Origin of the sequence: Fundidesulfovibrio magnetotacticus, assembly GCF_013019105.1 — a bacterium.
GTDB lineage: Bacteria > Desulfobacterota > Desulfovibrionia > Desulfovibrionales > Desulfovibrionaceae > Fundidesulfovibrio > Fundidesulfovibrio magnetotacticus.
Genome location: NZ_BLTE01000007.1, coordinates 163,340 through 183,528 on the forward strand (window position 1 = coordinate 163,340; position 20,189 = coordinate 183,528).

The window sequence follows — 20,189 nt, forward strand, 5'->3', positions numbered from 1 at the left end:
GTGTTCACCAAGTTCCTCACCCCCGAGGAGGAGGCCCAGAAAAAGGCCATCTACGAGCGCATCTCAGACAAACGGCGCAAGTTCATCGACAGGATGGGCTACGACAACTGGGACCCCTTCCAGAAGCCCTTCGACCCCATCGACATCCGCATCGACACCTCCAAGCGCACCTCCCAGCAGCTCATGCGCGAGTTCATGCAGTCGCTCCCCGTGGGCACGCCTGTCCCCACCGACTACGCACAGGGCGCGTGGGAGCTCTGCGTGGGCGTCATCAACGGATCGCTGCGCTTCAAAGGCATGTTCGATTTCGTCCAGTGGTACGCCAAACTCCTCGATGAGGAAGGGCGCATCGAGGAATTCAAGCAATCCAAAGGACTTGGGTGATCACCATGGCCATGACCCACGAAAACGTCGACGACTACATCGCAGAGCTCGAAACCAAGCTGGCCAAGAACGACCAGTGCGCCACCTCCCACTACAACCTGGGCGTGGCCTACCTGCACAAGCGCCGCTTCGAGGAAGCCAAGACCAGCTTCCTGCGAGCCATCGAACGCTCCCCCGCCATGGCGGAAGGCTACGTCCAGCTGGGCGGCCTGGCCATGAACGACGGCGACATCGATAGCTGCCTGCGTTTCAACCAGGCCGCCGTGAAGGCCCGCCACCGCTTCGCCGTGCCCCACGCCAACATCGGCTTCTGCCTGCTCCAGATGGGCCAGGTGGACGAGGCCATCAAGTCGCTGCGCAAGGCCGTCAAGCTGGACTCCCAGTTCGTGCAGGCCTTCGGCACCCTGGGCAGCGCCCTCTACATGGCCGGGCAGACCGACGAATCCATCGAGATGAGCAAGCGCGCCGTGGAACTCCACCCCAAGTTCGGCCCCGCCTGGAACAACCTGGCCCTGGCCTACCTGGAGAAAGGCGACGCCCAACAGGCCATGAGCTGCATCCGCCAGGCCCAGGAGTGCAACTACGACGTGCACCCCAACCTCGTCAGGGACATCGAGGCCAAGCTGGCCGGATAGCCTGCGGGGCTCCGCCCCGGGCCGCTGCTAGGCATTGCCCCGCGCCCGCCGGGGCGATGCTCCCACACCCCGCACCATGCTTCGCGGGATTCACCGGCGCCGCCGATGAATCCCGCGAAGTTTTTCTTTGATCACGTGGATGGCAGGCGCGGAAAGCTTTTGCCGCGCACGAGATCGCTCCACCGCCCGGAGGCGTGGCCCGGATGCGAGGCGCGCGCGACTGCCGGGAGGCATGGCCGCCCCGCTCCATCGCCGCATTGCTGGTGGCTCGCCGCACCCTCCCCGGGAAGGGCGACGCGGGCTGCCCCGGAACTCCCCCGGGCGGCCCGCCGTCGGGCTACTTGCTTCCGATCGCGCCCTTGATGGACTCCACGTCCTTCTTGATCTCGCTCAGGGACTGCTCCAGAGCGTGCATCTGGTCCATCATCACCTGGAGACGGTTGAAAATTTTGTTGAACTCGTAGCTGTCGCGGGTTTCTTTGATCAGATGCTTCTGGGCAATGTCGGCATCGTGGGCCATGGAAGCGCTCCTTGCGCCGCCCGCCGGGGCGGGCCGTTGCGGGTTGGGGTCGTGCTCTGCGGAAAATGACCAGAGAGCGGCACAAAAGTCCATCCCTTGACAGGCATCCGGGCTAGGGCGTGCCCCCGACCACCTCCAGCGAGGCCGTCACGCCGTGGAATCGCGCCTGCGTGGCGGGCTCGTACATGGTGAAGGCCGAACGCCCCCCGAACACCAGGACCACCTTCACGTCCACCGCGTGCCGCCCCAGGGGCAAGGGCACTTGCCCGCCCAAACGATGCTCGCCCAAATGCCGCGCGCTCCCCAGCACCTGCCACGCCCCGGAGTCCACCCGGTAGAGCATCTCCATGGAATTGCCCTCCCGCAGCAGGGAGCCCCGCGCCTCCACCGCCAGAGCCGTACCCGGGGCCGCCGCCTCGCTGTCAAAGCGGAACACGCACTCCCCGGGGATCAGGGCTTGGGACGGAGAGAGATAGAACGTCTTGCCGTTCGGCCCCAGGCCCGCTCCCTCCAGAATCACGCTCAAACCCCTGAAATCCAGGGCGCGCACCAGCACGTTGTCCGGGTTGGCGGTGACTGATGCGGCGCCATCCCCCGCTCGCAAAACGATCACGGGCTCACGCCGGTACTTGCGGAAGTAGAGGTCTAGGCTCCCCACGCGGCCCTGGTGCAAAAAAGGAAGGTCCAGGCCGGACTGCTTATGCACAATGCAGCAGTCTGTTGCCCGCCAGTTCGTTGGTTTGGCGAAATAACACAACAGGGCTTCGGGATCGCGCTCCGTGAGTTCCCCGAGGACGCGCCCGCCCCCGTTGAGCCGCTCCCCGTACCAGAGGACCGCCGAGGCGTCGGTCTGGTCGTCGAAGGCGGGAACCACGCCCGGAGCCTGGAGACCCGCCAGGAAACCGGCCATGGCCCGGTAGCGGTCGGCCGGGCCGTAGAGGTCGGCGGGGCTGCGCTCCGGGGAGTAGAAGATGCGGGCATCCATGACCAGGAAGGCCGTCAAGAGCGCGACCGGGACGGCCGCGGTCACGCGGGCCGCGCCAGCGCGCTCCAGGAAGCGGTGCGCGGCGTAGGCCGCCAGGACCGTGGATGCAGGGAGCAAGAAGGAGAGGTGCGTACAGGTGAGGTGCGCCGCGTAGCCGCCCAGAATGAGCAGGGCGAACACCCCGCCCGCCAGGCAGGCCGACATGATCGCGGCGCGCCGCCCGCCGCGCAGGGCCAGCAAAGCCCCCGCCAGGACCAGGCCGCCCTGCGCCATCCAAAGGGCGTCCACGCCCTGGTAGCCCAGGAACAGATAATCCTTGAGCACGGGATAGACCTTGGCTGCGGAATCCGCGACGCTCGGCTTGTTGGAAATCCAGCGATCCGCCCGGACGAAGCGGGCGTGCAGGAAATAAACGGCTGACGGGGCGATGCAGGCGAGGCTCCAGAACGCATAGCGCGCAAGGCCCCGCCAGTCCGCGCGCGCGAGCCTGTTCAGGCTCATCAGGGCCAGGGCGGCCAGCTGCGCCCCAAGGAACAGGATGCCCGTGAAGTGCATCGAGGCGAACAACCCGTTCCAGGCCACGGCCGAGGCCCGGAACACCGGGGACTGCCCCCTGGCCCAGCGCGCCAGGTGCAGGGTCAGGGCCATGGCCGCCAGGGCTATGAGCCCGTAGGGCCTGGTCTGCCGGGAGACCCAGACATGCAGGGGGTTGAAGGCCAGCATGGCCATGGCCAGATGCCCCATGCGTCTGTCCTCTGCCAGGGTCATGCCGAGGCGGTAGGCCAGGGGCAGGCAGAGGAGGCCCGCCAGGGCCGAGGGCAGGCGCAGCCAGACGTCGCTCGCGCCCAGCTGCAGCTGGAAATGCTTGAAGAGGTAGTAGCCTGGCGGGTGGACCTCGATGTTCCAGCAGAGGTCCAGGATGTAGCCCGGAGACAGGGAGGCGTTGAGGGTCGAGAGCATCTCATCCACCCACTGGGACTGAGTGCCCAGCCCGGCGAACCTGAGGCCCCCCCCTGCGACCAGGATCAACAGATAAACCGCGTCAAACCGAGAGAGCTTCCCGTGCATTGTCCCTTCCGGTGATGGCGTAGGGGAGCAAGACAGCAAAGATGCCGGAAAAAGTCCACCCGAAAACCGACCCGGGCCTGGTCGCCGTGACGGGCAGGCCCGGGTCGGAGCCAACGCGCCATCCACGCGGGCTGGAAGCTCGCGCCCTGTTCCGGGCGCTACGGGAAGGCGGTCCTTGACATTCCCCCATCGGACCGGGATAGCCCACGCCATGCCCCCAGGAACGCCCCACTCCGCCCCGGCCCGGCCCGCGGCGCGCCACGCCTTTCCGGGCGGGGCGCTCTTCGCCTGCGTGGACAGGATCTGGTCCTGGGAGCTGGGCGCGGACGGCCCCTGGCCCCCCGCCCTGGTGCTCCCGGGGAGCGGCGACGAGCTGTTCCTCCACCTGGGCGCGCCCTTCCGGGTCGGGCTGGGCGGCGAACCACCCGCCCCCGTGCCGCGCTGCCACATCATGTCCCTGCGCTCCGTGCCCGCCCGCATCGACCTCGCGGGGAGCGTGGGGTTCGTCTGCGTGCGCTTCCGGGCCGGAGGGCTCGCGCGGTTCCATCGCCTGCCGCCCGCTCTCCTCACGGACTCCCTGGCCGACGCCCGCGAGGCGCTGGGCCCCGGCGTGGAAACCCTGGCCGAACGCGTGGCCGAGGCCCGCTCCTTCGCCGAACGCGCCGGACTGATGGAGGCCTGGCTCCTGGACGCCCTGCACGCTGGAAGGCCCGGACGCCGCGACGTGGAGTGGGCCGTGCGCCGCATGTACTACCACAGCGCGGACGTGCGCCTGGACGACCTGCTCGCCCGGCTGGGCATCACCGCGCGTCATCTCCAGCGGCTGGTCAAGGAGACCCTGGGCGTCGGCCCCAAGCGGCACATCAGGCTTTCGCGCTTCCAACGCCTCGCCCGGCCCGCCGCGCTGGGCTTCCGGGGCCTGGACCTGGACGCCGCCCTGGCCGGGGGCTACTTCGACCAGTCCCACTTCATCAAGGACTTCCGGGAGTTCGCCGGAATGCCCCCGGGGGACTATCTGCGCGGGGGACTCGACATGTCGCATTTCTACTATCCCAGCAGGCCGGACAACGTCATGCTCGGGTCATCCGTCATCCACCAGAAAGGAGGTTCGAGATGATCTTCATGACCGCCGCCTTCACGCCCGCCCAGGACAAGGAACACGAACTGGAAGCGCTCCTCCGGGGGCTGGTCGGGGAGACCGCCCGGGAGCCCGGCGCCCTGGAATACATGCTCCACCGCACGCGCCAGCAGCCCCCGCGCTTCGTCTTCTACGAACGCTTCGCCGACCAGGCGGCCCTGGACTCCCACATGGCCGAGCCCTTCTTCCAGAAGGCCAAGGCCCGCTTCGCGGATCTGCTGGCCGGGCCGCCCGAAGTTGCCTTTTTCGACCTCGTGGCCGGCTTCGCCCGCCCCTTCGAGGGCTGAAGGCCCCCTCCGGGCCGCCCCGCCCCGCTCCCTCGCCGGACCGGCCGCCCCCACGGGCGGGCCGGTCCCGGCGCTCCTCCCGCCCCGCCCGCGTTCCCCTCATCGAAACGCCTTGCCAACCGGCCGCGCCGGTACTATGGAACCTTGCTTTCCCATCACTCGCCGCAGGTACCCTTCCATGCCAGAGAAGAATCCCCATATATCGATACCGGCCGAGCGCCTCGTGCCGCGCCTGCTGGGCATCTCCGAAGCCGAGCTCAAGGGCTGGCCCGAAGACGTGCAGGAAACCGCCGTGGCCCTGGCCAGCGAGCTGTTCCTGGTGCGCTACAACCCCTTCATCGACGCCTCCGACGCGCGCGAATCCGTGGAGAAGCGCCTGGCGCAGTCCGCCACCATGCTCACGCCGGAGTACTTCAGCCAGCTCACCCGCGCCGTGCGCGCCTTCTGGGAGGGCTTCGACAAGGACACGGCCTTCCGCGCCGAGCTCAAGGCCAAGGTCTCCGAGTTCCTGGACGACAAGGCCATCCTCGACGGCCCCCACAACCTCGTGGAATGCTCCACCGACGCCACCGACCTGCGCATGGAACTGCCCCTGATGGTGCTCGCCCCCGAGCGCACGGAAGACGTGCAGCGCATCGTGCGCCTGGCGGGCGAGATGGGCTTCAGCCTCATCCCGCGCGGCGGGGCCTCGGGCTGCACGGGCGGCGCGGTGCCCGCCAGGCGGCGCACCGTGGTGCTCTCGCTCACGCGGCTCAAGCGCATCCTCTCGGCAGACCCCGAAACCATGACCCTCTGCGTGCAGGCGGGCGTCATCACCCTCCAGGCCATCCGCGCCGCCTCCGAGAAGGGCATGCTCTTCACCGTGGACCCGGCCTCCAAGGCCGCAAGCTCCATCGGCGGCAACATCTCCGAGAACGCGGGCGGCCCCTACGCCTTCGAGTACGGCACCACCCTGGACAACCTGCTCTCCTACAAGATGGTCATGCCCTCGGGCCAGCTCATCGAAGTGGTGCGCGAGAACCACCCGCGCCACAAGATACTGCCCCACGAGAAGGCCGTGTTCCACATCCTGAACGAGGCCGGGAAGCGCATCGACGCCGTGGAGCTCGACGGCGGCGAGATCAGGGGACCGGGCCTGGGCAAGGACGTGTCCAACAAGTACCTGGGCGGCCTGCCCGGCATGCAGAAGGAAGGCGTGGACGGCGTCATCACCGAAGCCTGCTTCATCTGCCACGACAAGCTCAAATATTCCAAGGTGATCGTCCTGGAGTTCTTCGGGCGCTCCATGCACAACGCCATGCTCGCCATCCAGGCCGTGGTGGCCATGCGCGACCGCATCCGCCAGGACGGCGACCTGGTGAAGATCTCCGCCCTGGAGGAGTTCAACGCCAAATACGTGCGGGCCATCGAATACCAGAAGAAGTCCAAGCTCTACGAGGGCGACCCCATCAGCGTGCTCGTGCTCCAGCTCGACGGCAACGACCTGGAGGCCCTGGACCGCGAAGTGGCCGAAGTGGTCACCATCGCCCAGCGCCACGACGGCGTGGACGCCTTCGTGGCCCGCGACGACAAAGAGGCCGAACTCTTCTGGGAGGACCGCCACAAGCTCTCGGCCATCGCCAAGCGCACCTCGGGCTTCAAGATCAACGAGGACGTGGTGATCCCCATGGAGGTGATCCCCGAATTCTCGGACTTCCTGGAGCAGCTGAACCTCACCTGCCTGGCCCGGGCCTACCGCAAGGCCCTCCAGGAGGTCACCCGCCTGCCCGGCTTCCCGGACTCCGACGGCTTCGTCTCCATGGAGATGCAGTTCGCGGCCGAGATCCTGCGCGGCGTGCGCACCACCGCCGAGCTCAACGACCAGGAGCTGGAGGTCCAGGCCTACTACTTCTTCACCGACCTGAAGACCCGCTACCCCAAGCTCTACGGCGAGATCGAGGCCATCCACGCCGACATGCTGGCCAGGCGCGTGGAGGTGGCCAGCCACATGCACGCGGGCGACGGCAACTGCCACGTGAACCTGCCCGTGAACTCCAACGACCCCGAAATGCTCGCCCAGGCCCACGAGGCCGCAGACAAGGTGTTCGCCAAGGTCATGGAGCTGGGCGGCGCCGTCTCGGGCGAGCACGGCATCGGCATCACCAAGATCGCCTTCCTGCCCGAGGACAAGATCACGGCCCTCAAGGCCTACAAGGAGCAGGTGGACCCCGGGAACATCTTCAACCCGGGCAAGCTGGTGACCCGCCAGCTCGACTGCGACCCCTACACCTTCTCCTTCAACCGGCTCATCAAGGACATCCGCAAGACCGCGCTGCCCGACAAGGACAAGCTCATCAAGCTGCTCACGGACATCCAGGTCTGCACCCGCTGCGGCAAGTGCAAGCAGGTGTGCCCCATGTACCAGCCGGAGCGCGGCCTCATCTACCATCCGCGCAACAAGAACATCAGCCTGGGCTCCATCATCGAGGCCATCTACTATTCCCAGGTGCACCACGGCAGGCCCTCGGCCAAGCTCCTGGAGAGCCTGCGCAAGATGACGGAGCGCTGCACCACCTGCGGCAAGTGCACCGCCGCCTGCCCCGTGAAGATCAAGACCGCCGGGGCCATGCTGGATATGCGCGCCTTCATTGAAGAAAAAGGCGCGGGCGGACACCCCGTGAAATCCAAGGTGCTGCACTTCGTGGCCGAGAAGCCCGAGGAGCGCGCTCCGGCCGCCGCCAAGGCCGCCGCCTGGGGCCAGGCCCTGGGCAACCGCGTGGTGGGCCTGCTGCCCGGGCCGTGGCGCTCGCGCTTCGCCTCGCCCATGCTCCACGGCTCCGGTCCGGTTACGGGCTTCAAGAACCTGGCCGACGCCCTGGACCTCTCCAAAGGCGGCATCTTCATCCCCGAGCGCCCCAGCGGCGAGGCCGTGTTCTACTTCCCCGGCTGCGGCGCGGCCCTCTTCTGGCGTCAGATCGGCCTGGCCGCCATCCACCTCATGCTGCGCGCGGGCGTGAGCGTCGTGATCCCCGAGCGCCACATGTGCTGCGGCTACCCGCTGCTCTCCTCGGGCTTCCAGGACGCCTACCGCAAGAACCGCGCCCGCAACATCGAGACCCTGGGCGAGATCTTCGTCAAGGCCGCCAACGAGGGCGTGAAGCCCCAGGCCGTGCTCACGGCCTGCGGCACCTGCCGCGAATCCCTGGACGGCTACGAGACCGAGGTGATCGCCGGCAGCCGCATCCCCCACTACGACGTGGCCCAGTACCTCATGGAGCGCCTGCCCGCTCGCGACGAGCGCGCCCGGCCCCTGGACGTGCGCCTGGTCTACCACGCGGCCTGCCACGCCGAGTGGGCGGGCGTGCCCCTGGCCAAGGCCCCGGAGCTCTACCGCCAGGCCCTGGGCGAACTGACCGGCTCGCGCGTGGACCTCTCCCCCGGCTGCTGCGGCGAATCGGGCCTGGGGGCCATCACCAGCCCGGACCTCTTCAACCGCATCCGCCTGCGCAAGCAGGAGCAGCTTCACAAGGACCTGGGCGACGCCAAGAGCGAGACCCAGCCCATCCTGGTGGGCTGCCCCTCCTGCAAGATCGGCGTGAAGCGCTGCCTGTTGCGCATGGGCCGCAAGCAGCACGTGCTCCACGTGCTGGAATACCTGGTCCAGGCCCAGGAAGGCCCCAAATGGCGCAAGGGGTTCCTCAAGGCCCTGGCCAAGGCCCGCCAGGAGGGACGCAAGCGCGTGGTGGCCTACCCGGGAGGCGCGGCCAGGGGCTAGCCCGGCCTGCTGACATGAAGACCCTCTGCATCGACTACGGCCTCAAGCGCGTGGGCCTGGCCGTCTCCGACCCCGGGGGCGCCATGGCCTTCGCCCTGGACACCCTGCCCGGGCCGGACCAGGGCGGGCGCGACGCCCTCTTCGCCGCCCTGGCCCGCGTGATCGCGGAGCAATGCGCGGAGGAAATCGTGGTGGGCTATCCCGAACCGGCCGAAGGGCGCTACAGCCTCTCGGCGCGCCGCGCCGCCAACTTCGCCGCCAGCCTGGCCCGGCGCACCGCCCTGCCCGTGAAGCTTATGGACGAAACCCTCTCCAGCGAGGAGGCCCTGGAGCGCCTGCGCCAGGCCGGGGTGAAGCCCGGCCGCGTCAAGGAACTGCTGGACAGGCAGGCCGCCGCGCTGATCCTCGAAACCTATCTGGCCGCCCCCGCCTCCGCCCGCGCCGTGGCGGCCACCTTCGGGAGCACCCCATGATCCGGCGCGTCCTGGCCGCCTTCGTCCTCCTGGTCCTGGCCGCCTCGGGCTACGTGGCCTGGCGGGCGCACCAGTTCCTCACCGTGCCCCCGGAGACCCCGGGGCGCGAGCTGACCGTGACCATCGAACCCGGCTCCGGCTTCGAACAGATCGCCGGGCAGCTCTACAAGCAGGGCGTGGTCACGGACCCGCTGGCCTTCAAGCTCCTGGCCCGCTACACCGGGCAGGATTCCAAGCTCAAGGCCGGGGAATACCTGCTCTCCACGGGACTCACGCCCCAGAAGGTGCTGGACCTCCTGGCGAGCGGCCAGGCCGTGCTCTACAAGCTCTCCGTGCCCGAGGGCCTCACCATGGTCCAGATCGCCCGGCTGGCCGAGCAGGCGGGCCTGGGCACGGCGGCCAGCTTCGACAAGGCCGCGCGCGACAAGGAGCTCCTGGCCCGCTACGGCGTGCCCGCCGACACCGCCGAGGGCTACCTCTTCCCCGAGACCTATCGCTTCACCCGCAAGCCCGGCAACGACGCCCGCCAGGTGGTGGAGGCCATGCTCGCCCAGTTCCGCAAGGCCGCGGCCAAAGTCTGGCCCCAGGACCCGCCCCAGGGCAAGGCCCTGCACGAGGCCGTGATCCTGGCCTCCATCGTGGAAAAGGAGACCGGCCAGGGCAGCGAGCGCGCCCGCATCGCCGGTGTCTTCACCAACCGCCTGAACAGGAAGATGCTCCTCCAGACCGACCCCACCATCATCTACGGCCTGGGCGAGAAGTTCGACGGCAATCTGAAGCGCGTCCACCTGGACGACCCCAGGAATCCCTACAACACCTACCAGCACCCGGGGCTGCCGCCGGGCCCCATCTGCAACCCGGGCCTGGAGGCCCTCAAGGCCGCCGCCAGCCCCGAAACCACGGACTTCCTCTACTTCGTGGCCAAGAACGACGGCTCCCACCAGTTCTCGAAGACCCTGGACGAGCACAACGCCGCCGTGGCCAGGTACCAGCTGAGAAAAGGCAAGTAGGGCGCAGCGGCCGGACCGCCGCTCCGCCCTCCCCCGGCACGGGTTCCGGCCCAGGCCCGCCTTAGTGGAGAAGCTGCGTGACGCCTCCTGTGCAGGGGATGCGGCCATGCGCCTCACGCGTTCGGCAGGGCCATGCTCGCGAGCGCATGTCCGTCGCATAGCACGGCTCACCTGAGACTGACGGCTCATGGAATATTTACGGCGGGATACACGGCCAAGCGTGTGATCCCTTGCGGGCGTCTGCTTCTTCCCACTGGCATCGCGACGTAAATTTCCGTATGGAGAGTCAGGATTCCCCGCAGGGGGCCCCCGTGCGGAGCGGCCTGGCAGTTCCCGTCAGGCCGGACGGCGGCCGCCGCCCCGGCGCATCGAACAAGAAACCTGGCGGTTTGGCCGACAGGCCGCCCAGCGCAAGGAGAACCGCGTGAACCCTTTCCAGCCCGGCGTTTCCCCCGACGTGATGGAGTGCAGGCTCCCCGAACGGCCGCAGCCCTGCGCCGTGGTGATCTTCGGGGCCTCGGGCGACCTCACCTCCCGCAAGCTCATCCCGGCCCTGGCCCGCATCTACCGCGCGGGCGACCTGCCCGACAATTTCGCCATCGTGGGCGCGGCGCGCACCCCCATGACCACCGAGGCCTTCCGCGAGAAGGCCCGCGAGTGGCTTGCCGCCGCCGGACATCTGGACGGCCTGGACTGGGAGGGACTGGCCCGCAGGCTTTTCTATCACTCCATGGACTACGCCGACCTGGAGGGCTACCGGGGCCTGGGCAAGGCCCTGGCCGACGCCGAAGCCCAGCTGGGCCTGCCCGGCAACCGCATGTTCTACCTGGCCATCCCCCCCACGCTCTACGAGGCCGTGGCCGTGAACCTGGGGGAGGCAGGGCTCGCCGGGCAGGACACCCCCGAGGGCTGGACGCGCATCGTGGTGGAAAAACCCTTCGGGCGCGACCTGGAATCCTCCCGCAAGCTCGACCGGGCCATGCACCAGCACTTCCAGGAAGGCCAGATCTTCCGCATCGACCACTACCTGGCCAAGGAGACCGTGCAGAACGTCCTGCTGTTCCGCTTCGCCAACGCCGTGTTCGAGCCGGTGTGGAACCGCAACTACGTGGACTACGTCTCCATCCTCGCCGCCGAGTCCCTGGGCGTGGAGCACCGCGCGGGCTACTACGAGGAAGCCGGGGTGCTGCGCGACATGTTCCAGAATCACATGATGCAGCTCCTTTCTCTGGCGGCCATGGAGCCGCCCTCGGTGTTTCGCGCGCGCGAGGTGCTCGACGAGAAGACCAAGCTCTACCGCAGCCTGCGCCCCTTCGATCCCGAGAAGGGCTTCGGCCATCTGGTGCTGGGCCAGTACGGCCCCTCGGCCGACGGCTCGCTCCCGGCCTACCGCCAGGAGCCGGGCGTCTCGCCCTCGTCGCTCACGCCCACCTTCGCCATGCTCAAGGCCTACGTGGACAACTGGCGCTGGCAGGGCGTGCCCTTCTACATCTGCTCGGGCAAGCGCCTGGCCGGCAAGATCACGCGCATGGTGGTTCAGTTCAAGGAAGTGCCCCACTCCATCTACCGCAACGTGGTGGGTGAGCACGTCTCGGCCAACCGGCTGATCATGGAGGTCTACCCCAACGAGACCATCCACCTGAGCCTCCAGGCCAAGCAGTCCGGCGAGGGCTTCTGCCTGCGCACGGCCTCCATGAGCTTCGACTTCAAGGGAGGCTACGCCGGGCCGCCCGTGGACTCCTACGAGAAGGTCATCCTGGACTGCATGCTGGGCGACCACATGCTCTTCTGGCGTCAGGACGGCGTGGAACTCTCCTGGGCCTACCTGACCCCCATCCTGGAGCTGTGCGAGCAGCAGGTGGAGATGGAGAAGAACCTCTTCCTCTACCCGGCGGGCAGCTGGGGTCCGCGCGACGCCAGCATGGTGCACCTGAACTACCTCAAGGACCTCACCGGCAATGTACGCGCCTGACCTGCGATCCTTCCCGGACGCCGAGGCGGCCGCCAGGGCCGCCGCGCTCCTGGTGTCCGAGGCGGCGGCAAGGGCCGTGGCGGAGCGGGGGCGCTTCACCCTGGCCCTCTCGGGCGGCTCCACGCCCGGGCGCTTCTTCGAGCTCCTGGCCCAGGAGCCCATGGACTGGGACAGGACCCACGTCTTCTGGGCGGACGAGCGCCTCGTGCCCGCCGACTCGCCCGAGAGCAACCAGCGCCTGGCCCGGGAGCGCCTGATCGGCCGCGTGTCCCTGCCCCCCGGCAACGTCCACCCCATGCCCTCCCCGGACATCCCCCTGGAAGACGCCGAGGCCCAGGCCCAGGCCCACGAGGCGGCCCTGCGCGCTTTCTTCGGCAAGGAAGGGTCCGGCCACCCGGCGGGGGGGCTGGTGGCTGGCTTCCCCCGCTTCGACGCGGTGCACCTGGGCGTGGGCGGCGACGGCCACACGGCCTCGCTCTTCCCGGGGCAGGCCTCCCTGGGGGAGCGCCTGCGCTGGGTGCTGCCGGTGCGCTACGCGGTGGCCAGCCCCCCGGTGGCGCGGCTCACGCTCACGCTGCCGGTGCTGGACGCGGCGCGCGAGGTGTTCTTCCTGGTGTCGGGGGCGGACAAGCTGGCGCTGGCGCGGGCCATCGCGGCGGGAGAGCGCCCGGACTGCCCCGCCTCGCGGGTGCGCCCGGCGTCGGGGAGTCTCTGCTGGCTGGCGGGCTAGCAGCCTGTTGATAAATCCTCGCTGGCTGCGTTGCAGGGAAAAAGCCAAACCCTCACGTATTGGAAATACGCTTCGGGCTTGGCTTTTTCCCCGCGCCTTGCCAGCGAGTTTTCTGAACAGGCTGCAAAAATCGACTTTTTCAACGGTCTGCTACCGCTCGCCTGAGCCGGAGGAGGCGGCCTTGTCGGCCTCTTCCCGAGCCTTCGCGGCCTTCGCGGCCTCCACGCGCTCCGGCCCCAGGTGCATGGGGGCCGAGACGATCACGTCGTCGGGGGTGCTGGCCACGCCGTCGGGACCCGGGGAGCCGATGTCGTCGTGAGGGCACCAGTCGCCAACCATCCCGCAAAGGATCTCGCCGGTGTTGAGCAGGTAGGGCGATCCCCACGGGTCGCGCCGCAGCTTCTCGGGGATGAGCGGAGCGTGGGGGCCGTAGGCCGCCTCCCAGACCTTCTCCAGGGAGGCCTCCCAGAGCGCCCGGCAGGGGGCGTCCGGGGGCAGCCCGCGCAGGTCTCCGGCTTCGATGCAGGGCGTGAGCACGTCGCGCGTGCCGATCACGTCGGCCAGAAGCCCGTTTTGCGCCACCTTGGCCGTGTAGGCCGCGTGGGTGAGCATCTTGAGGCGAGTGCGCAGGGCCGCCGTGCGCTCCCTGGCCAGCTCGGCGTCCAGGGCGCGCGGCAGCCTGGCCTCGCGCCAGCCCAGCCACGCCCCGCACACCAGGAGGATCGCCAGCAGCGCCCATCCGGCCAGACGCGCGCGCGCAAGCGCCGTGCGGCGGCGCTCCACGATCCAGGCCCGCACGTCCATGCTCAGGCCTCCAGCCGCTCCCGGATGCGGCACACCCCGCACACGTCCTGCGACGTGGGGTAGCCGCAGCCCGTGCACGCGTTGAGCGGCGGGGCGTCCTGGGCCTGGGCCTTGAAGGCAGGGCGGCCCGAGCGCAGGAAGTGCTCGTAGAACTGCATCTTCATGCCGGGGCTGCGCTCCTCCAGGTCGGCCAGGAGGCGCTTGTGGCCGGTGAAGCTCGCGCCCCCCGAGTAGGGGCAAGGGGCCAGCACGTGCTCGATGCCCTTGAGGAAGCACCATACGGCCGTCTCGTATTCCGTCAGGCGGCACAGGGGCTTCACCTTGCGCACGAAGCGGCCCGAGGCCTCGTTCACGGGGCCTTGCCCGGCCAAGTAGGCCTGGTCCCAGCGCAGGGTGTTGGCGAAGAGCCTGGCCACCTCGTCGTCCAGGTTGTGGCCCGTGGCCAGCACGTCGAAGCCCTGCTCGTAGGCGTAGCGGTTGAACCAGTGACGCTTGATCTTGCCGCACACAGAGCAGATGGGGCGCTTCACGCGCGCCTTCACGTCCGGGATGGCCAGGCCGTCCCTGGCCGTCTCGATCACGCGCAGCTCCACGCCGTGGGCGGCGCAGTAGGCCTCCACGGTGCTCCTGGCGCTCTCGGAGGAGACGGGGATGGCCAGGTCGATGTGCAGGGCCGTCACCTTGAAGCCCAGCTCCTTCAGGGCCAGGAGCAGGCCCAGGGAGTCCTTGCCGCCCGACACGGCCAGGAGCACGGAGTCCTCCCGGGTGAACTGGCGGTGTTCGTGGATGCCGCGCTCCACCTGGCGCAGGAAGTAGGTCTCGAAGCAGGGGGCGCAGAATCCAGTGTGGTGGCTGGGCAGGGCCACCTGGGCCTGGGCCTTGCAGCGTCTGCACTTCACGGCGCTACCCCCTGGAGACCACGTGGCGGATGCGGATCTCGCCCTCGTGGCCTATGGCCCGGTCCGGGGTGAGCAGTTCGCGCCCCCGGATGACCAGCACTTCGGTTGATTTGAGCCCGAGTTTCCCGAGCAGCTGCAGGACGGTGTTCAGGCTGCGGAACGTGTGCCGCTCGCCCGTGGCTTCGATGATGACGTCGACCATGGGCGCGCTCTACCCCGACCCGACCCGGAGAGCAAGCGCCCGCCTGCCTGGAAAGCGGTTGACCCGGCCGGGGTTTTTGAGCATAGGCTAGTGCCGTGGACGCGCTGCGCGCCATCACGGAGGTTTCCATGAGTTCGAAAAAGGTCCTGGTCGTGGACGACGAGAAGCACATCCGGATGCTCTATCAAGAAGAGCTGGAGAGCGATGGGTACGAGGTCGCCACTTCCGACGGCGAGGAACCCATCCTGGCCGTGCTGGAGCGCGAGAAACCCGCCGTGGTGGTGCTCGACATCAAGCTCGGCCCCAACCGCTCCGGGCTGGACCTGCTCCAGGAGATCCGAGGCAAGGACCAGGTCATCCCCGTGATCCTCTCCACCGCCTACGACTCCTTCCAGCACGACCTCAAGTCCATCGCGGCCGACTACTACGTGGTCAAGTCCGTGGACCTCTCGGAGCTCAAGTCCAAGGTGACCCTGGCCCTGGCCAAGGCCGCCCCGGCCGCCTGAGCTTCCGGCCTCCGGGCGGGCCGCCTCCGCGGCCGCATGACCGCCGGGTCCCGGCCGCTTGCCCTCGCCCGGGCTTCGTGCTAGCCAACTCGCGCCCCGAGCCGCCTTGCGGCCCGGGGCGCTCGATCGTTCCGGGGCGGCGGCAGGCGTCTCCCCATCATCCCACGGCGGCGTTCCATCCATGTTCGAGGACTTCAGCCGGTTCCTGGTGAACCTGGCCATCTACGCGCCCCCCATGCTCATGGCGGTCACGGTGCACGAGGTTTCCCACGGGGCCATGGCAGCCCTCCTGGGCGACCCCACCGCGCGCCTTGCCGGGCGGCTTTCGCTCAATCCCTTCAAGCACCTGGACCCGCTGGGCCTGCTGGCCTTCGTGCTCACCCAGATGATCGGCTGGGCCAAGCCCGTGCCCGTGGACGGCCGCTACTTCCGCAATCCCCGCCTGGGCATGTCCCTGGTCTCGGCCGCCGGGCCGCTCTCCAATTTCGTCCTGGCCGCGCTCTCGGCCCTGGGCCTGGACGCGCTGCGCGCCCTGGCACCCTCCCTGGACCCGGGCGGCCCCTTCGCGGCCTACGTCCTCGCGCCCTTGTGGTACATGACCAAGGCCAGCGTCCAGGTGAACCTGGCCCTGGGCGTGTTCAACCTGCTGCCCATCCCGCCCCTGGACGGCGGGCACCTGCTCATGGGCGTGCTGCCCAGGCGCTGGGCCTATGAGCTTTCCCGGCTGGAGCGCTGGGGCTTCGTCATCGTGATCCTTCTGGCCCTCACGGGCGTGCTGGGAAGATTTCTCGGACCCGTGACGGCCGCGCTCTACAACCTCCTGATCTAGCGAGACGCCATGACCGCCAACAACCGCATCGTCTCGGGCATGCGCCCCACCGGCCCCCTGCACCTCGGGCACTATTTCGGAGTGCTCGACAACTGGGTGGAACTCCACAAGGACCACCAGTGCTTCTTCTTCGTGGCCGACTGGCACGCCCTGACCACCGAATACGCCGACCCCACGCGCATCAAGGGCTTCGTGCCGGGCCTCGTGCAGGACTGGGTGGCCGCCGGGCTCGACCCCGCCCGCTGCGTGATGTTCCAGCAGTCCGAGGTGAAGGAGCACGCCGAGCTCTCGCTCCTGCTCTCCATGATCACCCCCGTGAGCTGGCTGGAGCGCAACCCCACCTACAAGGACGTGCGCGACCAGCTCGACGAGGCCAAGGACCTCTCCACCTTCGGCTTCCTGGGCTACCCCGTGCTCATGGCCTCGGACATCCTCATCTACCGGCCCAAGTGGGTGCCCGTGGGCCAGGACCAGCTGCCCCACCTGGAGCTGACCCGCGAGATCGCCCGGCGCGCCAACCACCTCTGGGGCGACTTCTTCCCCGAACCCGAGGCCAAGCTCACCCGCGCCCCCAAGCTCCCCGGCCTGGACGGACGCAAGATGTCCAAGAGCTACGGCAACGCCATCTCCCTGGGGGAGGATCTCGACGGCGTGCGCGCCAAGATCAAGCCCATGCTCACCTGCACCAAGCGCGTGCGCCTCAAGGACCCCGGCGAGCCCGACGAGTGCAACCTCTACCCCTACCACCTGCTCTTCACGCCCCAGGAAAAATGCCTGGAGATCGCCAAGGCCTGCCGCGAGGCAAGCATCGGCTGCGGCGAATGCAAGAAGATCATGGGCGACAACCTCACGGCCTTCCTGGAACCCTTCCAGGAGCGCCGCAAGGCCTTCGACGCCAACCCCGACCTGGCCTGGGACATCCTGCGCGACGGCAACGACCGCGCCCGCGCCGCCGCCCGACAGGTGATCGGCGAACTGCGCGAGAAGCTGAACTTCAACTTCTAGACGCGCGCGACGAGACGAGACGGAAAGCGCCCGGCACGCGAGACGTGCCGGGCGCTTTTTGCATGCGGGGGCGGGGACTTCGGCCTCGGGTGCTCGGCTGCTGCCCGAGAACGGGGCTCCGCCCCGCGCCCCGGCAGGGCTCCGCCCTGCACCCGCCGGGGGGCGAGCCTCCCCCCGGACCCCGGCAATTGCTTCGCGGGATTCACCCGACACGCCTGCAATACCATAACGGTATGATTTGATTGTGCAATGCACGCCGTGCAACCCGGCGCGCGCGGCGTGCAGCAACTTGCACATCCTGGGTTGCACCCCGGCAAGACGCACCGGGACAACATATCATTCCAGTAGGTTAGCGTGGCGCTTCGCCCTGGCACGGTCGATGCTAATTCCCCCCCAGACCCGGGCGTCCACCCGGACAAGGAGGATCATCATGAAGAGATTCGTCGCCATCTGCTGTCTGTGCCTGCTTGCCGCATTCGTCGCGCTTCCCGCCCAGGCGGCCAAGAACGCCCCGCAGCAGGCCCAGGTCGTGCAGGACCCCGCCGCGCACCAGAAATTCCTGGCCGACACCGCCGCCACCAGGCAGGAACTGGCCGTCAAGCGGGCCGAATACCAGGCCCTCATGCAGGGCCAGAACCCTGACCGGGCCGCCGCCGCTGCCCTGGCCAAGGACATCTTCACCCTGCGCGAGAAGCTGCGCGCCCAGGCCGTGGACCAGGGCTTCGGCCCCGGAAACTGCCCCGGATACGGCGGTCGCGGCGCGGGCGGCTGCGGTGGCGGCGGCTGCGGAGGCGGCATGGGCATGGGACGCGGCATGGGCTGGTAGCGGCCACGCCGACACGGACGAGGAAAGCCGGGGACAGCCCCGGCTTTTTCGTTTTGCCCGGTCCAAACGTCCACGCCGCCAGGAATCCGGTTGCGCCTCGCCCGCCGCGTCGGCATATTCCCTGAATCCGGCACAGGCCCCTGCCCGGGATGGACATCCCGCGCAACCGCGCCATGCACCCCGCGCCGCGCACCGCCGCAACCAAGGAGCGCCCATGCCCCAGTGGTTCACCACCAAGCTCCGGCAGGCCGCCGAGGCCCTGGACAACATCGACGACCCCGAGGCCGTCCTGGACGTGCTGGGCATCCTGGAGGCCCCGCCCATGGAGCTCAACTCCGTGGCCCGCATGCAACTCTACGCCGAGACACTGCCCAAGGCCCAGGAGTTCCCCCTGACCCCGGGACAGCGCCACCTGCATTTTCTCTGGGATTATTTCGACAGGCTGCCCTTGTCGCTCATCGTCCCCTTCTCCATACCGTTCCGGCGCATGGTGGCCAGGAAACTGTTCGGCGCGTGCGGAACGGCCTTCATGGCCGAGGAGAACGTGCGCTTCAACTTCGGCCGACTGCTCTCGGTGGGCGACAACGTGTTCATCAACCGCAACACGTTCCTGGACACCAAGGGCGGCGTGACCCTGGGCAACGGCGTGGCCCTGGCCGAGGACGTGCGCATCATCACCCACACCCACGGCGAATCCTCGCACATCGAACGCGAATACAGGCCCGTGGTCATCCAGGAGTACGCCAAGGTCTATTCCGGGGCCATGATCTTCCCCGGCGTCACCGTGGGTCGTCAGGCCATCGTGGCCGCCGGGGCCCTGGTCACCCACGACGTGCCCGACAACATGGTCGCGGCCGGACGCCCGGCCAAGGTGCTCCGGGAACGGCGCACCGAAGGCAAAGAGGGCGAGGCCCTGGACCACATCTGGCTGTTCTGAGCCCCCGGGTGCTTCTAGCGAAGCAGGCCCTTGAGAGTCACCGTGCGGCCCCTCCCACACGGTAGCGCGCGTCGTCGACCACCCAGCGCCCGCCCTCCTCCACCAGGAGAAATTCGTAGGGTTCCGCGCCTTTGAAGCCGTTGCTCACCTTCAGCGCGTAGCCCGCGCCGTCGGCGGGCGGGACGCCCTCGCCCCGCCCGGGGTTTCGGCCTGGCCTACCTGTCCGCCAGGGGCACGTTGATCTCGGTGAGCAGCTCCGCCGGGGGCGTGGTCTCGGGGCTGTTCAGGTACTCCTCGTAGCCGGGGCGCGGCGCGGGCTCGCGGCCGGACTGCGGCAGCCACACGCCGTAGAGCCACATGTAGACCTTCTCCGCCTCCTCGTACGGCCCCTTGTGGAGCACCACGGCGTACTCGCCGCCGGGCAGGTCCATCACGGCCAACTCGCCCTCGGGCTGGAACTCCGGCCCCACGGTGACGCAGGCGTCGTAGCGGATCAGCTCCGGCGCGGTGGAGGAGGGGTCGTCGTGCCCCACGCCCAGGTAGCGCGCCCCGGGTCGGAAGAGGCCCTTGGGCCCGGCCAGGGCCATGAGTCTGTTCCAGGCCTCCGTGGCCGACTGCCGGTAGGGTCCGGTGGCGCGGGCATAGGCCACGCGCAAAGGCTCTTTGCGCACGATGGTCACGTCCATGTCGATGGCTCCCGTGAGATGGTAGTTGAGGAAGTCTTCCGGAAAGGGGAAGAGCCGGGCCACATGTTCCTGGCGGCGGCGGCGCGCCAGACGGCGGAAGCCGCTGGGCGACTCCCCGTACTGGGTCCGGAAGGCCCGGCTGAAGGCCTCCGGGGCCTCGTAGCCCGCCTCCAGGGCGGCCTCGGTGACGCTCATGCCGGAGAACTCCAGGCGGATGGCCGCCCGGGTCAGGCGCAGGCGGCGGATGTGCGCCCCGATGGTCTCGCCCGTCATGCCCAGGAAGATGCGGTGGAAATGGAAGGGCGAAAACCCCGCGACCCGGGCCAGCCCCCCCAGGGTAAGCTCCTCGTCCAGGTGCTCCTGGATGTGGGCGAGCACCGCCAGCAGGCGGCGACGGTATCCGGTGCGGGTCGCGTTCATGAGGACGCCTCCTAGCACGACCGTCCGGAGCCTGCCTGACTTTTTTTGCCCCGCCCGACGACGCCGTGAAATCGGGAGCGAAAATCATCATCACGCCTTCCCATGCTCCCCGTCAGGGG

At 68.8% G+C, this 20,189-nt stretch carries 20 protein-coding genes; 14 read left to right on the plus strand and 6 right to left on the minus strand.

Going from position 1 to position 20,189, the window contains the following annotated elements; translation table 11 throughout:
* Complete coding sequence (locus NNJEOMEG_RS09310; protein WP_173083664.1) at positions 1-384, plus strand: hypothetical protein; 384 nt, start codon at positions 1-3, stop codon at positions 382-384.
* A gap of 5 nt (positions 385-389) precedes the next feature.
* Complete coding sequence (locus tag NNJEOMEG_RS09315; RefSeq protein ID WP_173083666.1) at positions 390-1,019, plus strand: tetratricopeptide repeat protein; 630 nt, start codon at positions 390-392, stop codon at positions 1,017-1,019.
* A 337-nt stretch (positions 1,020-1,356) separates the two neighbouring features.
* Here NNJEOMEG_RS09315 and NNJEOMEG_RS09320 read toward each other — a convergent pair whose 3' ends face one another.
* Together NNJEOMEG_RS09320 and NNJEOMEG_RS09325 are read right to left on the minus strand one after the other, a co-directional pair.
* The gene (locus NNJEOMEG_RS09320; RefSeq protein WP_173083668.1) at positions 1,357-1,539 is read right to left on the minus strand and encodes a hypothetical protein; all 183 of its coding nucleotides are present in this window, start codon (positions 1,537-1,539) and stop codon (positions 1,357-1,359) included.
* A 112-nt stretch (positions 1,540-1,651) separates the two neighbouring features.
* Positions 1,652-3,484, minus strand: a complete 1,833-nt coding sequence (locus tag NNJEOMEG_RS09325; RefSeq protein WP_173083670.1) for a glycosyltransferase family 39 protein — start codon at positions 3,482-3,484, stop codon at positions 1,652-1,654.
* Positions 3,485-3,803: 319 nt separating this feature from the next.
* Here NNJEOMEG_RS09325 and NNJEOMEG_RS09330 point away from each other — a divergent pair, with 319 nt between their 5' ends.
* From NNJEOMEG_RS09330 to pgl, 7 genes are all read left to right on the plus strand, one after another.
* Positions 3,804-4,709 carry a helix-turn-helix domain-containing protein gene (locus NNJEOMEG_RS09330; RefSeq protein ID WP_173083672.1) on the plus strand — a complete coding sequence of 302 codons (906 nt, stop codon included), beginning with the start codon at positions 3,804-3,806 and terminating at the stop codon, positions 4,707-4,709.
* Positions 4,706-5,017, plus strand: coding sequence for a putative quinol monooxygenase (locus NNJEOMEG_RS09335; protein WP_173083674.1), 312 nt, complete (start codon positions 4,706-4,708; stop codon positions 5,015-5,017). Before NNJEOMEG_RS09330 ends, NNJEOMEG_RS09335 begins: the two co-directional genes overlap by 4 nt.
* Positions 5,018-5,195: 178 nt before the next feature.
* Entirely contained in the window at positions 5,196-8,771 is a 3,576-nt protein-coding gene (locus NNJEOMEG_RS09340; protein ID WP_173083676.1) for an FAD-binding and (Fe-S)-binding domain-containing protein, read from the plus strand.
* A gap of 14 nt (positions 8,772-8,785) precedes the next feature.
* Positions 8,786-9,244 carry a Holliday junction resolvase RuvX gene (gene ruvX / locus NNJEOMEG_RS09345; protein ID WP_173083678.1) on the plus strand — a complete coding sequence of 153 codons (459 nt, stop codon included), beginning with the start codon at positions 8,786-8,788 and terminating at the stop codon, positions 9,242-9,244.
* Positions 9,241-10,254 carry an endolytic transglycosylase MltG gene (mltG, locus tag NNJEOMEG_RS09350; RefSeq protein ID WP_173083680.1) on the plus strand — a complete coding sequence of 338 codons (1,014 nt, stop codon included), beginning with the start codon at positions 9,241-9,243 and terminating at the stop codon, positions 10,252-10,254. The genes ruvX and mltG overlap by 4 nt, the downstream gene beginning before the upstream one ends.
* Before the next feature lie 424 nt (positions 10,255-10,678).
* Positions 10,679-12,226, plus strand: a complete 1,548-nt coding sequence (gene zwf / locus NNJEOMEG_RS09355; protein WP_235956910.1) for a glucose-6-phosphate dehydrogenase — start codon at positions 10,679-10,681, stop codon at positions 12,224-12,226.
* Complete coding sequence (gene pgl / locus NNJEOMEG_RS09360) at positions 12,213-12,956, plus strand: 6-phosphogluconolactonase (protein ID WP_173083682.1); 744 nt, start codon at positions 12,213-12,215, stop codon at positions 12,954-12,956. Before zwf ends, pgl begins: the two co-directional genes overlap by 14 nt.
* 150 nt (positions 12,957-13,106) lie before the next feature.
* On the opposite strand, the gene NNJEOMEG_RS09365 is transcribed toward pgl, so the two are convergent.
* The 3 genes from NNJEOMEG_RS09365 to NNJEOMEG_RS09375 are packed head-to-tail and all read right to left on the minus strand — an operon-like array spanning position 13,107 to position 14,861.
* Positions 13,107-13,760 (minus strand): hypothetical protein, encoded by a 654-nt coding sequence (locus NNJEOMEG_RS09365; RefSeq protein ID WP_173083684.1) that lies wholly within the window; start codon positions 13,758-13,760, stop codon positions 13,107-13,109.
* Between the two features lie 2 nt (positions 13,761-13,762).
* A complete protein-coding gene (locus NNJEOMEG_RS09370; RefSeq protein ID WP_173083686.1) occupies positions 13,763-14,659 on the minus strand; it encodes a PP-loop family protein in 897 nt (298 codons plus the stop codon).
* Positions 14,660-14,663: 4 nt separating this feature from the next.
* A complete protein-coding gene (locus tag NNJEOMEG_RS09375; protein WP_173083688.1) occupies positions 14,664-14,861 on the minus strand; it encodes a hypothetical protein in 198 nt (65 codons plus the stop codon).
* 128 nt (positions 14,862-14,989) lie between these two features.
* Between NNJEOMEG_RS09375 and NNJEOMEG_RS09380 the strand changes: the two genes are divergently transcribed.
* The 5 genes from NNJEOMEG_RS09380 (at position 14,990) to NNJEOMEG_RS09400 (ending at position 18,964) form a co-directional block, all read left to right on the plus strand.
* On the plus strand, positions 14,990-15,367 hold the full coding sequence (locus NNJEOMEG_RS09380; RefSeq protein ID WP_173083690.1) for a response regulator: 378 nt from the start codon (positions 14,990-14,992) through the stop codon (positions 15,365-15,367).
* A gap of 181 nt (positions 15,368-15,548) precedes the next feature.
* Entirely contained in the window at positions 15,549-16,196 is a 648-nt protein-coding gene (locus NNJEOMEG_RS09385) for a site-2 protease family protein (protein ID WP_173083692.1), read from the plus strand.
* A 9-nt stretch (positions 16,197-16,205) separates the two neighbouring features.
* Positions 16,206-17,201: a tryptophan--tRNA ligase gene (trpS, locus tag NNJEOMEG_RS09390; protein WP_173083694.1), complete on the plus strand. Its 996-nt coding sequence runs from the start codon at positions 16,206-16,208 to the stop codon at positions 17,199-17,201.
* 430 nt (positions 17,202-17,631) lie between these two features.
* Complete coding sequence (locus tag NNJEOMEG_RS09395) at positions 17,632-18,027, plus strand: hypothetical protein (RefSeq protein WP_173083696.1); 396 nt, start codon at positions 17,632-17,634, stop codon at positions 18,025-18,027.
* 214 nt (positions 18,028-18,241) lie between these two features.
* Positions 18,242-18,964, plus strand: coding sequence for an acyltransferase (locus NNJEOMEG_RS09400; protein WP_173083698.1), 723 nt, complete (start codon positions 18,242-18,244; stop codon positions 18,962-18,964).
* Between the two features lie 215 nt (positions 18,965-19,179).
* Here the strand turns inward: NNJEOMEG_RS09400 and NNJEOMEG_RS09405 are convergent, their stop codons facing one another.
* Complete coding sequence (locus NNJEOMEG_RS09405; protein ID WP_173083700.1) at positions 19,180-20,070, minus strand: AraC family transcriptional regulator; 891 nt, start codon at positions 20,068-20,070, stop codon at positions 19,180-19,182.
* Positions 20,071-20,189 lie beyond the last annotated feature (119 nt).